Origin of the sequence: Sneathia sanguinegens (genome assembly GCF_001517935.1) — a bacterium.
GTDB lineage: Bacteria > Fusobacteriota > Fusobacteriia > Fusobacteriales > Leptotrichiaceae > Sneathia > Sneathia sanguinegens.
Map to the genome: position 1 here is coordinate 1 of NZ_LOQF01000010.1, position 15509 is coordinate 15509.

General features: G+C 27.3%; 8 protein-coding genes. All 8 read right to left on the reverse strand.

The window, feature by feature from the left end; genetic code table 11:
- Positions 1 to 68 precede the first annotated feature (68 nt).
- The 8 genes from AWT65_RS04935 to AWT65_RS04970 all read right to left on the reverse strand — a co-directional run bounded on the left by AWT65_RS04935 (position 69) and on the right by AWT65_RS04970 (position 15498).
- Positions 69 to 878, reverse strand: coding sequence for a DUF4198 domain-containing protein (locus AWT65_RS04935; protein ID WP_066729938.1), 810 nt, complete (start codon positions 876 to 878; stop codon positions 69 to 71).
- Positions 879 to 974: 96 nt separating this feature from the next.
- On the reverse strand, positions 975 to 2168 hold the full coding sequence (locus tag AWT65_RS04940) for an acetate/propionate family kinase (RefSeq protein WP_066729939.1): 1194 nt from the start codon (positions 2166 to 2168) through the stop codon (positions 975 to 977).
- The gene (locus AWT65_RS04945) at positions 2165 to 2971 is read right to left on the reverse strand and encodes a hypothetical protein (protein WP_066729940.1); all 807 of its coding nucleotides are present in this window, start codon (positions 2969 to 2971) and stop codon (positions 2165 to 2167) included. Before AWT65_RS04945 ends, AWT65_RS04940 begins: the two co-directional genes overlap by 4 nt.
- A gap of 69 nt (positions 2972 to 3040) precedes the next feature.
- On the reverse strand, positions 3041 to 11089 hold the full coding sequence (locus AWT65_RS04950) for a YadA-like family protein (protein ID WP_066729941.1): 8049 nt from the start codon (positions 11087 to 11089) through the stop codon (positions 3041 to 3043).
- Positions 11086 to 11661 carry a hypothetical protein gene (locus AWT65_RS04955; RefSeq protein WP_066729942.1) on the reverse strand — a complete coding sequence of 192 codons (576 nt, stop codon included), beginning with the start codon at positions 11659 to 11661 and terminating at the stop codon, positions 11086 to 11088. Before AWT65_RS04955 ends, AWT65_RS04950 begins: the two co-directional genes overlap by 4 nt.
- Positions 11662 to 11905: 244 nt before the next feature.
- A complete protein-coding gene (gene eno / locus AWT65_RS04960; protein ID WP_066729943.1) occupies positions 11906 to 13216 on the reverse strand; it encodes a phosphopyruvate hydratase in 1311 nt (436 codons plus the stop codon).
- A 48-nt stretch (positions 13217 to 13264) separates the two neighbouring features.
- Positions 13265 to 15004: an oligoendopeptidase F gene (gene pepF / locus AWT65_RS04965; protein WP_066729944.1), complete on the reverse strand. Its 1740-nt coding sequence runs from the start codon at positions 15002 to 15004 to the stop codon at positions 13265 to 13267.
- Between the two features lie 2 nt (positions 15005 to 15006).
- Entirely contained in the window at positions 15007 to 15498 is a 492-nt protein-coding gene (locus AWT65_RS04970; protein WP_066729945.1) for a hypothetical protein, read from the reverse strand.
- Positions 15499 to 15509: the final 11 nt, after the last annotated feature.

The following is a 15509-nucleotide window of genomic DNA, read 5'->3' on the forward strand; positions in this document are numbered from 1 at the left end:
ATCATATAATTAAAAAAAAAAAAAAAAAACTACATATCTTAATCGATATGTAGCAATTTTAAAATTTTCTATTTTTGAGCTTCTATCCATAATACTGCATCATGAGAAACTTCTTTTCCATCTAATGTTTTTTCTCCACCTGCACCTAAAGCTGCAAATCCCCATTGTCCTTCTTTAGTTGGTACAAATGAAAACATTCCATTCTTATCAGCTCTTATAACAGCTTCTGCATGATTTGTCTTAGGTTTACCTACAAACATTCCATCTTTGACATCATAATTTCTAAATTCTACTTCTATATCTGCATTAGCAACTGGATTTCCATCACCATCTACTACTTGTCCTACAAATACTTGACCTTTCCATATTTGTGAAGGATTAATATATGGTATTATTTCAGGTTCACCCTTAGGCATTTGTTTTTCATGCCAATCTTCACCTTGTATATCTCCTTTTTGTAAATATACTTTAGTTGCTTGTTTAATATATATATCTTCATTTGCTTCATAATAAGGTGCTGGAACAAATAAAACAGCCCAAGTTCCTGATCTTAATCCATCAGCAAAAGTAAAATCGTATTTATATGATAAAGCTTTGTTATCTTTTTTACCAAATTGAGATTTTATAAGCTTATTTTTTGCATCTATAAGCTTATCTCCCTTTTTCAACATAAATACTTCTACTGGTTTTATATTTCCATGTATATCTCTACCTATATTCATAGTATGCCCATTAGTTGCAGGATGTGTAAATACAATATCGAAGCTTACTTTTTTGACCTTAGTATCTACATCTAAATTAGGTGTATTAATCATTTGAAAATGTGAAAATGATAATGTACTAAGTAATGCTACAACAGAAAAAAATACTTTTTTCATTTCTAATACCTCCATTTAGGTATATTATCTACCTTTTGTCAGTAAAAGTCAATAATTTATTTTGCCTATCAAAGTATTTTTCAAAAATATACTATTCTATTTTCCTAATATTTTTTTAACATCCAAAGCAATCATTAATTCTTCATTTGTTCTCATTCTATATACCTTAACTTTTGATTTCTTATTTGAAATTAATAAATCTTCATCTGTTCTTATATCATTAATATCTAAATCTAATTCAACTCCTAATACTTTTAATCTTTCACAAATAGCTGCCCTTGTTTCAGGAGAATTTTCTCCTATACCTGCAGTAAATATTAGGGCATCTAAGCCTCCTAATTCTACATAATATGCTCCAATATAACTTGCTATTCTACTGCAAAATATATCAAGTGCCAATTTTGCTCTATCTTCTCCATTTTGTATACCTTCTAGAATATCTCTATTATCTGATTTACCATATAAACCTAACATTCCACAATTTTTATTAAGATAATTCAAGACTTGTTCTATATTCATATTTTTAACTTTTGCAAGATATTCAATTATAGAAGGATCTAAATCTCCACTTCTAGTTCCCATAGGTATTCCTGCTAAAGGAGTAAATCCCATTGTAGTATCAAATGATTTTCCATCTTTAACGGCTGTAATAGAGGCTCCATTTCCTAAGTGGCATACTATAACTCTACTTAATTTAGGATCAATTTTTTCCAATTCATTAACTATATATCTAACTGAAGTCCCATGAAAGCCATATTTTCTTATTTGATACTTTTCATAATCTTCATATTGTAATGCATACATATATTTTTCTTTTTCAAGACTTTGATGAAAAGCTGTATCAAATACAGCAATATTCTTCTTAGTTGGCATAAGTTCCATACATACCTTTATTCCTTGAATATTTGCTGGATTATGTAAAGGAGCTAAAAGAGATACACTTTCTATTTTACTTAAGACTTCTTCTGTTACTATCTTAGATTCTTTGAAATATTCTCCACCATGTACCACTCTATGCCCTATAGCATCAATTTCATCATAAGTTTTTAAAACACCTATTCTTTCATCTGTGACTAATTCTAAAACTTTTTCTATAGCTTTCTTATGATTTACAAAATTAGCTTCTATATTTTTATCCTTTAAATCTTTAATTAAATTTTTAACTGTATATACTGAATTTTCTTGCCCTATCCTCTCACATAATCCCTTCATTAAAGTTTTTCTACTTTCTGTATCTATTATTTGAAATTTAATTGATGAGCTTCCACTATTTAAAACAAATATTTTCATTTTTCCCTCCATGTTTTTATAAATTCAAAATCTCTTTTTTTGCTGTCTTCATTTATTAGTTTGATATCTTTTTCATTAATTAATTTATTTACTATCCTATCTACCCTATAAAAAAATTTATTTCCAAATTCTACATCCATACTCTTTAAAACATAACAAGTTTCTTCTAGTGAAACCATTATCTTAAATATCATTCTTTTATCTTGTGTTTGCAATAAATCAACATATTTTTCAGTAAAACTTAAAAAATTATCCATATTTTCAACTTCATTATTAGATTTGTCATATGCTTTCGTTAAATATTGAACAAACATATTGAGTAGTATATGATAATTTTTATCTTTATTCATTCCATATTTCAATATTTCATCATAATTATTTGTTAGCCTTTTATAAATATATGTGTATTTATCTATCCCTTTGTATATCTTTTTCAAGTCATTAATATACCCTTTTTCTATACAAATCTCTATAAGAAGCGATTCATTAAACAATTTGTTATCATTCACTTGATTAAATATATCTATAATTTCTTTTATGTTATATAATTTAGGACTATTGAGGTTATATAATCTTTCAAAAAAGCTTGAAATACTAGGAAAAGATTTAATTATATTTTCTTTTTCTTGTTCTCTTTCTTTTTTATTCAATAAATCTGCATTCAAATAAAAACCAAAAGTTCTTTCATTAACATTATCAGTTTTTAATATCTCTTGTTTGTATTCCTGTCCACTATTAAATCTTTGATATAAAGATGAAAAGCTAATTGTGGATAAAAAAATCATTAAAAATATCTTTTTCATAATTACCTCCATCATCTTAATTATACCATAAATACAAAAAAACAGAGATAGTTATCTCTGCTTTTTATCTTATTTTTTGATTAATTTCATAAGTTCTTGAATTTGCTTTTCAAGTATATCAGTTTTTTCTGCTTTTTTCTTAAGAATATTAATTTCATTTTCTTGCATTTTTAATTTTTCTTCAAGTTCACTAATTTTCTTTCCTTTTTCAGGATATTTATCAGTCTTAAATTCACCAAGCATTACTCCTAAACCTGCTCCTAATGCTATATTTCCTTTTGTATTTACCGAACCACTTACTCTATATGATACCATTCTATTTTCACTAACTCCACTGAAACCTACTGCTAAGGCGTTTGCTCCTCCATAATATCCATATGCTGCTGATATATTAGTCTTGTATTTTGCGTTTGAATTTGCTTGCAATAAGTTTGCCATAGCTACTGCATTCGCTACTCCTCCTAATGCTAAATCAGATTTCTTATTTGCTCCAACTACAGTATTAGATATATTACTTACCTTTTCATCAACTTCAGTTTTATTATAGTAATTTTTTAGATGTTCATTTACTTGTTTATCTGTTACTAATTTATTATTAGGTTTAGATATATCTGAATCTTTAGATAATTTATTAATTAAGTTAGTTTCTCCCTTTGCTGTTAAATTATCTGCATCTACATTTAACTTCTTAGTCATATCTTGTTTTAGAGTAGTAATATCGTTAGTGTTTGTGTCTACCTTAGTTGTTAATGAATTAATGTTATTTGTATTACTTTCAACTTTAGTTTTTAAATCTCCAATATTAGTATTAATATCACCTAATTTAGTAGTAAACATATTGTTTATTGAATTATTATTAGTTAAATCAAGATCATTTTCTAAGTTAGTTTTATTAAATGATAATGTGTAGTTAAATTTATTATCTTTCTTAACACCAATATATTTATCACCTGTTATTGATAAATCAGCTTTATCTAACTTACCATCTAATTTAGTATTGATATTAGTTATACTATTATCTATATCACCTAATTTATTCTTAATATTAGTAATATCTTGTGTTGTATTCTTAAGACCATTTACTGTTGTTTGTAAGTTCTTAATATCATTAGTATTTGTTGTAACTTGATTATTAAGAGTAGTATATTTATTATCTAATTCTGTAATATTTTGTGTGTTACTAGATATACTCTTATTTAATTCTTTCTTAACTTCATAAACTTTTCCACCTGTAACAAGTTTAGTATCACCTTCTTTAACTTCACCAGTTCCTAATCTATTAGTTAAAGTATTTTCACCTTCTTTAGTTAAGTTGTTTGCATCTATATCTAATTTACCTTTTAATGCTTCACTTACCTTAGTATCTGTAACTAATCTATTAGTTGGTGTAGATAAATTTGATTCATTACTTAATTTTTCTGTTAATTTAACTAATGATGCAGTATCTAGATTAGTCCCATCTTTATCTAATTTATTAGATAAATCTAGTGTAGATTTATTAGTTAATTCTTGCTTAATTGTATTAACATAATTGTATATATCTCCACCTTTAACTAATCCTGTATTATCTTTAGTTATAGTACCATTACCAAGTTTAGCTTGCCATACATTTAAATCAATATTTTCTAAATTAGTTCCATCAAGTAGTGCATATTTATTAAATCGTTCAGTTAATTTAGTGTTCTTAGTTAAATCAAGATCACTAGCTAATTTATCTTTATCAAATACTAGGCTATAATGATTACGTTTAATTGTACCCTTATTTACTGTGATGTAATCATCACCTGTAACATCTACATCGTCACTACTTAATTTATTACTTACTTTATTGTTAATATCGTTTATTTCATCAGTTATATATTTTTTAACTGTCCCCCCTGTAACAAGGTTTGTATTATTATCTGTAATAGTACCTGTTCCGAGTGCATTAGTTAAAGCAGTTTTACCTGTTTCACTTAAATTATCTGCATCTACATTTAATTTTTTGGTTAAATCTGTGTTAGACTTATTTGATAAATCTTGTTTAATGTTATTAACAATATTATCAACATAATTGAATACAGTATCACCTTTAACAAGTTTAGTTTCACCTTTGGCAACACTACCATTACCTAATTTAGCTTGCCAACTAGTTATATCTGTATCATTTAAATTATTTGCATTTTTATCTGCCTTATCGTCTAATTTAGCTTTTAGATAAGTGTTATTAGTTATATCTGTACTGTTAACAAGTTGTTGTAATTTATTTTCATCAAATGCTACTTTATACTTTGTCTTAACATTATCTATATTTGTTACAGTGATATATTTACCATCACCTTTAACATCAACATCTTCTGTATTTAACTTTTTATCTAGTTTTGTATTGATAGTACTTGTATTATTTTCTATTTTACTATCTACATATGTTTTAACTACTCCACCTTTAACTAATCCAGTGTCACCATCATTCATAGCACCATTACCTAATTTAGCTTGCCAATCCTTAACATCTTTATCTTCTAAATTAGTTGCATCCTTATTAGCTTTTTTAGCTAACTCTGTATTAATATTAGTTATTGTAGTATTTTTTGATAAATCAAAATTATTTGAGTTTATTAAATTTTGTAAATTATCTTTATTAAATGATAATGTATATACCCCTTTAGCACTACCCTTAGTTGCTGTAATATAGTCATCACCTGTAATAGTTATATCAGATAATTTATCATTTAAATCTGTACTTAATTGGTCAACTCTTGTATTTATTGGTTTTATAGCAGCACTTACAGTTCCTCCTGTAACTAATCCTTTATTATTATCTTCAACTTTACCTGTACCTAATGTTGATTGCCACTTAGTTAAATTATCCCCTGTTACATTACCTGCATCTAAATTAGCTTTCTTATCTAACATATCTTGTATTGATTTATTGTTACTAAAGTCAGACCCACTAACAGTAGTTTTTAATTGTGTTTCATCAAATGATACTGTATATTTTTTACCTGTACTACTTACATTAATATATTTATTATCTCCAGTAACATCTATATCATCTTTATTTAATTTTTTATCTATATCGTTATTTATATTTTTAATAACTTTATTATTACTAAAGTCATATGAATTTAAATGATTATTTAAGATATCTTCATTTAAAGCTAATGTATAGTTTGAATTACTTACTTTAGTTGCTTTAATATACTTATCTCCAGTAATAGTTATATCAGATAATTTACTACTTAAGTTTGTGTTTATTATGTCCAATTTATCTTTTATTTGACTATCCACATATGTTTTAACTACTCCACCTGTTACTAATCCTGTATTACCATCATCTATAGTACCATCACCCAATACAGTTTGCCACTTAGTTAAATTGTCACCGTTTACATTACTTGCATCTAAATCTGCTTTTTTATCTAGTTCAGTCTTTAAAGAAGTGTTATTAGTTATATCTGTATTATTAACAAGTTGCTTTAAAGTATCTTCGTTAAATTTTAATTCATAGTGATTAGGTTTATCTTTTTCACTTGTTACTTCGATATATTCATCACCTGTAACTTTTACATCGTCACTATTTAATTTATCTTTTAGTTTATCATCTACATATGTTTTAACTACTCCACCTTTAACTAGGTTATTATTATTATCTTCAATTTTACCTATTCCTAATTTGGTAGTTAAAGTAGTTACTCCTTGGTCACTTAAATTATCAGCATTTACATTTAATTTCTTAGCTAAATCTTCGGTAGATTTATTAGATAATTCTTGTTTAATATTATTAACAAACTTATATACTACTCCACCTGTAACTAGCCCTTTATTATTATCAGCTACAACTCCATTACCTAATTTAGATTGCCAAGTATCCAAATTAAATTCGTTATTATTTAAATTTGTTCCATCAAGCAATGCATATTTATCAAATTTTTCATTTAATTTACTATTATTAGATAAATTAATTTCTTTACCTATTTTATCTTTATCAAATACTAATGTATAATGATTAGGTTTAGTTACATCCGTATTTACAGTGATATAATCATCACCTGTAACTTTTACATCTGCACTACTTAATTTACTATTTAATCTAGTATTAATCTCGTTAATTTCATCAGTTACATATTTTTTTACAACTCCACCTGTAACTAGGTTTGTATTACTATCTGCAATAACACCAGTTCCTAATTGTTCAGTTAATTTATTTTTCCCTTTTTCACTTATATTATCTGCATCTACATTTAATTTTTTAGCTATTTCTGCTTTATTTATATTAATAGAACTTGTATTATTTGTTACTGTACTTTCCAATGTTTTGAACTGTTGCATATTTACTGCATCACTATCTTCAGTTCCCTTTGCAAGTCCTGTTATTTTTTTAGAATTTAATTTTAAGCTACCTTCATTATCTACTTCAAATTTTACGACTGTATCTATTTTATTTTTATTATTAGTTGGATCTTGTATTTTCTTATTAAGACTAATTCCATCTTTAGTAATGCTAACTCTATTCTCTGCCGATTTACCTATTGTTATTTCTTCGAAGATTGGCTTACTTTTCATACCTATAAGGATTTGTTTTTTACCATCTTTTATTCTATAGTATGTTGAAAGATTTTCTGTTTCATAATAAGGGTCTGAATCAGTATGTGCTTTAGTTTCTTTATTATAATTCCAATGATCTTCTGCTTTTATTTCTATTTCTTCACCTAATTTAACTTTAATATCATTTTTTTCTGCACCTCTTGTGTCACCAATAAATGTAATTTCTTTATTTCCTAGTTTTGTTAATTCTGATTTATCAGCTTTTTCATCTATTTTATTTATTTTATTTTTTAAATTTTGATTTAAACCTAAAGTATACTTAACTCCAACTTTATTTTTAGCATCCATAATATCAGTTAATGTTACTGATATATCGTCACCATTTGAAGAATCTATTTGTTTAACATAATCTTTTAATTGATCTCCTACTACAACATCTCCAGAGTCTTTTCCTATTCTACCTGGTGCTACCTTTCCAAGTTTTTTCTTATTAAATTCAAATGCTTCAGAATTTTTTGAAATTACAAAGTTTCCAACTTCACCAATCTGTACTTTATCAAATTTAGGCTTATTTTTAAATGCAACTATTACTTCATAATCATTTCCATTCTTTTCAATGTATGTTCTTACATTGTCTGTTGCATATGTAGTATCATATGTTTTACCTTTATTTTTTCCTTCTGCTCCTTTAAAGATAATTTTTTTAGGAAATGCAAGTTCAACAGATTTATTTTCAGTACCTTTATCATTTTCTCTATACTCATCTGCTTGTATAGTGAATTTTGTTCTAGCTTCTAATTGCTTTCCAGTTACTGCATCTGTTGATGAAGTACTAATATCACCATCTGCTAATCCTGTTAACTTCTTATTATTTAAAGTTAAATTATTGTTATTAACACTTAAATTAACACTAGAATCATTCCCTAATTTAATTTTAGTAAATCTTGGTACATCTTTCATACCTATCACTATTCTTTGAGTATCACCAATTTTTGATACATGTGTTTGTATATTTTCTACAGTATGTTTATTATCTCCTTGACCCCAAGTTTCCATATCAGTACTATTTTGTTTTTTTGCTGTTGCTCCTTTTATATCTATATTTTTAACTAATTCAAATGTTACATTAGAACCAGTATCTCCTGTAAATATGATATTCCCAACTTTTTTTAATTGTTTAACAGTAACTGCATCAGAATCAGCTGACCCGTCAGCTACACCTGTTATTCTTCTTTTAACATTTGTACCACCTACAGCAAATGTTTTTCCACCACTATTTTGATCTTTAGTTAAATACGCTTCAGTTGTACTTGAATTTGCTTCTGAACCATCACCTATTGCTACTGAATACTCGTTATTTGCTTTTGCCTCATGTCCTATTGCTACACTTCTTACACCTAATGCTTTTGCTCTATCTCCTATTGCAACAGCTTTATTCTTTGATTCTGAATCTCCTCCTATAGCTACTGAAAAAGAATCACCTTTTGCATTCTTACCTATGGCTACTGCTTGTTCTTTAGTTGCATCTGCAAAAGCACCTATTGCTATTGCATCTTTTCCAGTTGTTAATTTATTATAGAAATTAGATTTTTCAAAAGATTTTTTTTCTTCAGTACTTAAAATTGATTTTAAGTTTTCATCTTTAATTAATTCATCTTTCTTTTTATCAATTTCTGTCAAAATTTTTGTTGCAGCTTCACTACTCTTATTAATCTCAGCCTCAAAATTTTTAAAACTTTCGTCTTTATTTTTTATATAATTATATTTTGCATCTTTTAAAAGATTTTCTATTTCTTTTTCTACTTCACCATTAATAGTTTCATGATTTTTTTCTTTTCTAACTTTCATTTCTAAAAGCTTAGCTTTAAGTTGTATATATTCTTTATAGTTCCCCATTCTAATAGCAAGGTCTTGCATTTTTTTACCTTCACCATCAGCTGTTGTTTTATCTACAGACACAAAATTAACCATAGAACTATCATAACCAGATAAATTAACAGCACTCAATTTATCTTCAACACTTTTTAATTGTGAAACATTTACAGCATCTGTATCTCTGTAACCTGCTGCAACATTAGTTATTCTACGTTCTTGTCCTATACTACCTACTGATATTACACCGACATTTGTTGATGATGGTAATGAAATTGCACCCTTAGGAACATAACCTTTTTTATTAAACCAATCCTGTTGGTAATCAGTCATAGATTTATTACCTAATGCTAATGAATTTTCTAAATAAGCCTTTGCCCCTATACCTATAGCCATTGAATTATTGGCTTTTGAAATAGATTCAGTACCTATTGCCATAGAGTTATCTCCTTTGGCATAAGATATTACACCTAAAGCAAGTGAATTTTTACCTTCTGATAGTGACAAAGACCCTATTGTCATTGAATTATTACCAATAGAATATGCATTACTTCCTAATGATATTCCATAATTTCCCATACTTTTTAATTTTTTTATATCTTTATTATTCAATGTAAATTTTGTGTCACCAGTTTCAATATATTCAGGATTATATTTTTCAATTGAATTTTTTTTATCATCGATACTACTATTTCCAGTAAATATTTTTTGTAAATCAGATATATTTTTTATTTCTGCATTAGAAGCAACCTTATTTCCAATAGCTAGTGAACCTATACCTACTGCTTTTGCCCTATACCCATATGACATTGATCCTTCATTTGTTGATTCATTTTCATTACCTAAAGCTAATGAATGTGCACTAAATACTCTTGCTTTTTCACCAACGGCTAATCCTTGAGCAGCACCTTCATCTACAAATGCATACCTTCCTATTGCAGTAGATCCATTTGCTAAAGCAAAAGATAAAACTCCCATTGCAATTGATTGATCTGCTGCAGCTACAGATCTTGACCCTATAGCTATTGCTGAAGTCCCCCCTGCATATGTTGGAGAATATTGTTTAGAATCTATATATGCACTATCAAACTCATTTTGTTTTTTAACACCTTCATTAACTATTCCTTTATATATTCTTCTAATTGTTTCTTCTGGTAAATGATCTGTTCCTCCAATATCATCATTCCCTATTGCAATTGATGATTTTCCTAAAGCATAAATATCACTTCCGATTGCAACCGCTTGACCAGATGCAGCTGTTTTTGATCCAATCGAAACCCCTTGATCTCCTTTTATTTTAGATTGCAACCCTATACTTACTGATTCTCTAAAAGCTGTAGTAGCTTCATGTCCTATTGCTATTGCTTCCTCAGCAGCAGCTTCAGCACTATAACCTACTGCTACTGAAGACCCACCACTTGCTTTTGCTAAATAACCTACTGCTACTGAACCTTCAGCCACATCATTTATGCCTACAGTATTACCACTTTCTGAATTGGGATTTAATGCTACTGTTTTATTTTTTTGACTAGGTATTGCTTGAGCAGACGGTTTAGTTGATGCTGATATTTTACCCTTATCAATCATTATTACATTTCCATTAACAATACTATTACTCATCATAAATAACACTATCAAACTTGTCGTTATCTTTACTTTCTTTTTTAGGCTTCTTTTTAAATATCTTTTCATTTCTTCAACATTTATTACATTCTTCATTTATTAATCACTCCTAAATAGTCATACTTTGTTATTTTCTTATATTGTCTATAAAACTTATATTTAAAATAGTCCTGAAAATATAGTGAATTGTCTTCAGTGTCTGTTATAAATCTATCTGTTTCTTCATCATCTAATGATAGTGTTATAATTTTTATATTTTTCGCGAATTTATCCTCTTTTAATTCTTTTATGCTTCTATTTATTAATTTATCATTCTTTTCTTTTAGTAAAAATATTAATATTTCCTTACCAAGCTTACTTAATTTATCCTTATTTTTTTCTAATATACTTACATCTGGTAAAATTACCAAAAACTCATCAGATACCTCTTTATTTATTTTTGATTCTGCTAAAAAATAGTCTGCAAATTTAAAATCTACTGCTTGTAAGTCTGTATGTTTAATACTTTCTATTTCCTTTGTATATTCTACAAATTTATCCAAATTATTTGCTAAAGTAATATTAGTCATTAGAACTAATAATGAAATTAAAAGCTTTTTAGTAGTAAAAATATTAAAATTTCGTTTAATTTTATATAATAGTTGTGATAATATTACTATATTTTCCATTTTTTTCCTCCTTATTTTAATTTTTTTCATGTTTCCTAAAAAAACACACATCTTTTATAGTAACACCCCCCCCCCGCATAAAATCAACTTTATTTTACACATATATTTACCTATTATTTAACTCAATAAAAAAAGTATAAATACCTATTGATTTATACTTGTTTTCTTTTATGTTTCTTTTTTAACCCAAAAGTTTATTATACAAAAAAAGAGACTACCATCTCTAGTAATCTCTAATTTTCTATTATTTTATAACATAAATAGATTTAAGACCTTTGTAAATTGCTTCACCAGCTAAATCATCTTCAATTCTTAATAATTGATTGTACTTAGCTATTCTATCTGTTCTTGAAGCTGAACCTGTCTTAATTTGTCCTGCATTTGTTGCAACTGCTACATCAGCTATAGTATCGTCTTCAGTTTCTCCTGATCTATGTGAAACTACTGCTGTATATCCAGCTTTCTTAGCCATTTCAATTGCATCTAATGTTTCAGTTAATGTTCCTATTTGATTTAACTTAATTAAGATTGCATTAGCTACACCTTTTTCAATACCTTTTGCCAATCTTTCAGTATTTGTAACAAATAGGTCATCTCCTACTATTTGTAATTTCTTTCCTAATTTGTCTGTCATTAATTTGAAGCCTTCCCAATCATCTTCAGCAAGTCCATCTTCTATTGATACAATTGGATATTCTGAACATAATTCTTCAAACCATTCAACCATTTCCTTAGCTGTTTTTTCTCCACCTTCTCTTTTGAATACATATTTCTTAGTTTTTGCATCATAGAATTCTGATGAAGCTACATCTAATGCAAATGTAATATCTTCTCCTAATTTATATCCTGCATCTTTAACTGCCTTAGAAATGATATCTAATGCTCCCTTAGTTCCAGCAATCTTAGAAGGTGCATATCCTCCTTCGTTACCAACATTTGTTGAATCTCCATTAGCTTTTAATAATTTTCCTAAATGATGGAATACTTCAGCACCCATTCTTAAAGCTTCTTTATATGATTTTGCTCCAACTGGTTGTATCATAAATTCTTGAACATCAACAGCAGAATCTGCATGTGCTCCACCATTTAAAATGTTCATCATTGGAACTGGTAATTCTTTTGCATTAACTCCACCAAGATATCTGTATAGAGGTAAACCTAATTGGTTAGCTGCTGCCTTAGCTACTGCTAATGATACTCCTAAAATAGCATTTGCTCCTAAATTAGCTTTATTAGGTGTTCCATCTAATTTTATCATTGTCTTGTCTATTGCAACTTGGTCAAGTGCGTCCATTCCGATTACATTTTCAGCTATTATAGTATTAACATTTTCAACAGCTTTTAATGTTCCTTTACCTAGGTATCTTTTCTTATCTCCGTCTCTTAATTCAACGGCTTCGTGTACACCTGTTGATGCTCCTGATGGAACAGAAGCTCTTCCCATTGCACCACCTTCAAGATAAACTTCAACTTCAACTGTTGGATTTCCTCTTGAATCAAGGATTTCTCTTGCATAAATATCTTCAATAACTGTTTGATATTTTATATTACTCATCTGTAATCCGCCTTTCTTTTTTCTTATTAAATTAATTGTATCACAAACTCACAAGCTTTTCAATACTTCTAATTTTCTTGCAAATTCATCTAATGCACTATTTACTACAGTTCCACCCAAAATATCTAATCCTGCATCTTTTAAAATATCTAATGGATATTTTGAACAACCTGCTTTCAAATAATTAATATATTTATCTACTGCTTCTTGACCACCATTTATTATGCTATTTGCAAAATATACAGCACAACTAAAGCCAGTTGCATATTGATAAACATAGAAATCATAGTAAAAATGTGGTATTCTAGCCCATTCGTAAGAAATTTTATCATCTGTATTTACATTAGGACCATAATATTTTTCATTAATTTCTTTATATAACTTACATAATCTATTTGCAGTTAAAGGTTTTCCTTGTGCATCCAATTTATATATTTCATTTTCAAATTCAGCAAATTGAGTTTGTCTAAAGACTGTACCCCTATAGCCATCCAAATGATTATTCAATATATATATTAATGCTTCCTTATTATCCTTATATTTTTCTAACAAATAGTGTGTTAGTAAATTTTCATTAGTTGTTGAAGCAATTTCTGCTAAGAATAACACATATGATGAATAAAAATAGTTTTGAGCATGTCTTGAATAATATGAATGTACGCTATGCCCTATTTCATGTGCCAATGTATATAAAGAATCCAAATTATTTTTCCAACTCATTAATATATATGGTTTTGTTTTATATCCTCCACTTGAATATGCTCCTCCAACCTTATTATCATTAACTGTAAAGTCTATCCAATGTTCATCAAAACACTTATGTAATATTTTTTCATAATCTTTACCTAGTGGTTTTAAAGCTTCAAATATTATTTCTTTTGCTTCTTCTATAGTGTAGCTAATTTCAAAATTTTTCGCTGTTGAAACATAGATATCATACATTTCAAGTTTTGATAAACCTAAAATATTTTTTCTATATTCCATATATTTATGTAACAAAGGAAGTTTAGAATTAATAGTATTTACTAAATTATCATAAACTCTTTCGTCTATAAAATTTTCTGATAGTGAAGCTTGTCTTGCTGAAGCATATTTTCTAAGTTTTGCATCCAAATTATATACTTTAACATTAGTTGCTAGTATATTTGCATATGTATTAATATATTGCTTATATCCTTCATATAGATTTGTGTAAGCTTTTTTTCTTTTTTCTCTGTCTTTTGATTCTAAAAATACTGTAAAATTAGTATTATTTAATTTTTCACCATCAACATCAGCAAAAGTAATATCTGTTTCATTAAGTGCTGTAAAAATATTATCAGGTGCATCCATAATTTCTGAAAAACTTGCAATTATTCTTTCTTCTTTTTCACTCAAAGTATGTTCTGCCTTTGAAAATATTTTCTCAAAAATATGCTTATATTCCTTCAAGTCTTCATCTTTTAAATATTCTTCAATTTTATCTCTATTTTCTATATATTCAGTTATGACATAAGAAGAATTTTGTCTATATTTTGCAAGAAGTTTTTGTATTTTTGAGAACATATCTTGATATTTTTCTTGGCTTGTATCTACATCCCGATTTAAATGTGCATACATGTATAAATTTTCAACAAAAATATCTATATCTTCTTCTTCCTTAAGATGTTCTTTAAAGGTTTTTTTACTTTCTGTTAATCTACCTTCATATTTTTTCACTTCATCTACTAACAAAAGTCCCTTTTCATAATTCTTTTGCCACTCTTCATCATTTTTAAATATATATGTTAGGTCCCATTTTTCTTCCATAATCACTCCATAATCAACAAGATGCCCCTATTATTAACCATCTTGATATCCTTAATTTTATATTTTGTTCCAAAGTCTTGTATTTGTGCATAAGTTAAGCCATTTAATACCAAATCTATTAAAAGTTTTTTTACTTTTTCGTCGGCAATAAGGCCCTTTTCTGCAGTAAAATCTACTACATTAGGATTTTTTAAATATAGTTTATTATCCTTAATTTCTAAATCATAATTAATCAATATTTTACCCTTGCTTTCAGCAACTGTTCCTCCTAAAATAGCATAATTATATTCTAAGTCTGAATAAATTTTACCATTTCTAACTCTTGTATCTAAGTTTTTTATATTTGCCCTAGCTAGAATATAGTTTTGTGATATATTCATTTTTTTGCTAACATATGAATTTATTTCCCTATTAGATATTAAAATATCTTTTGAAATAAGGGAACATGAGCATAAAGTTAACATTGTTACTATTCCAATTAATATTTTTTTCATAATTCCCACCT

Bases quoted from the DNA above. Each gene is read 5' to 3' on its own strand.
- AWT65_RS04935 (WP_066729938.1), bottom strand. From the start codon at position 878: ATGAAAAAAGTATTTTTTTCTGTTGTAGCATTACTTAGTACATTATCA.
- AWT65_RS04940 (WP_066729939.1), bottom strand. From the start codon at position 2,168: ATGAAAATATTTGTTTTAAATAGTGGAAGCTCATCAATTAAATTTCAA.
- AWT65_RS04945 (WP_066729940.1), bottom strand. From the start codon at position 2,971: ATGAAAAAGATATTTTTAATGATTTTTTTATCCACAATTAGCTTTTCA.
- AWT65_RS04950 (WP_066729941.1), bottom strand. From the start codon at position 11,089: ATGAAGAATGTAATAAATGTTGAAGAAATGAAAAGATATTTAAAAAGA.
- AWT65_RS04955 (WP_066729942.1), bottom strand. From the start codon at position 11,661: ATGGAAAATATAGTAATATTATCACAACTATTATATAAAATTAAACGA.
- eno (WP_066729943.1), bottom strand. From the start codon at position 13,216: ATGAGTAATATAAAATATCAAACAGTTATTGAAGATATTTATGCAAGA.
- pepF (WP_066729944.1), bottom strand. From the start codon at position 15,004: ATGGAAGAAAAATGGGACCTAACATATATATTTAAAAATGATGAAGAG.
- AWT65_RS04970 (WP_066729945.1), bottom strand. From the start codon at position 15,498: ATGAAAAAAATATTAATTGGAATAGTAACAATGTTAACTTTATGCTCA.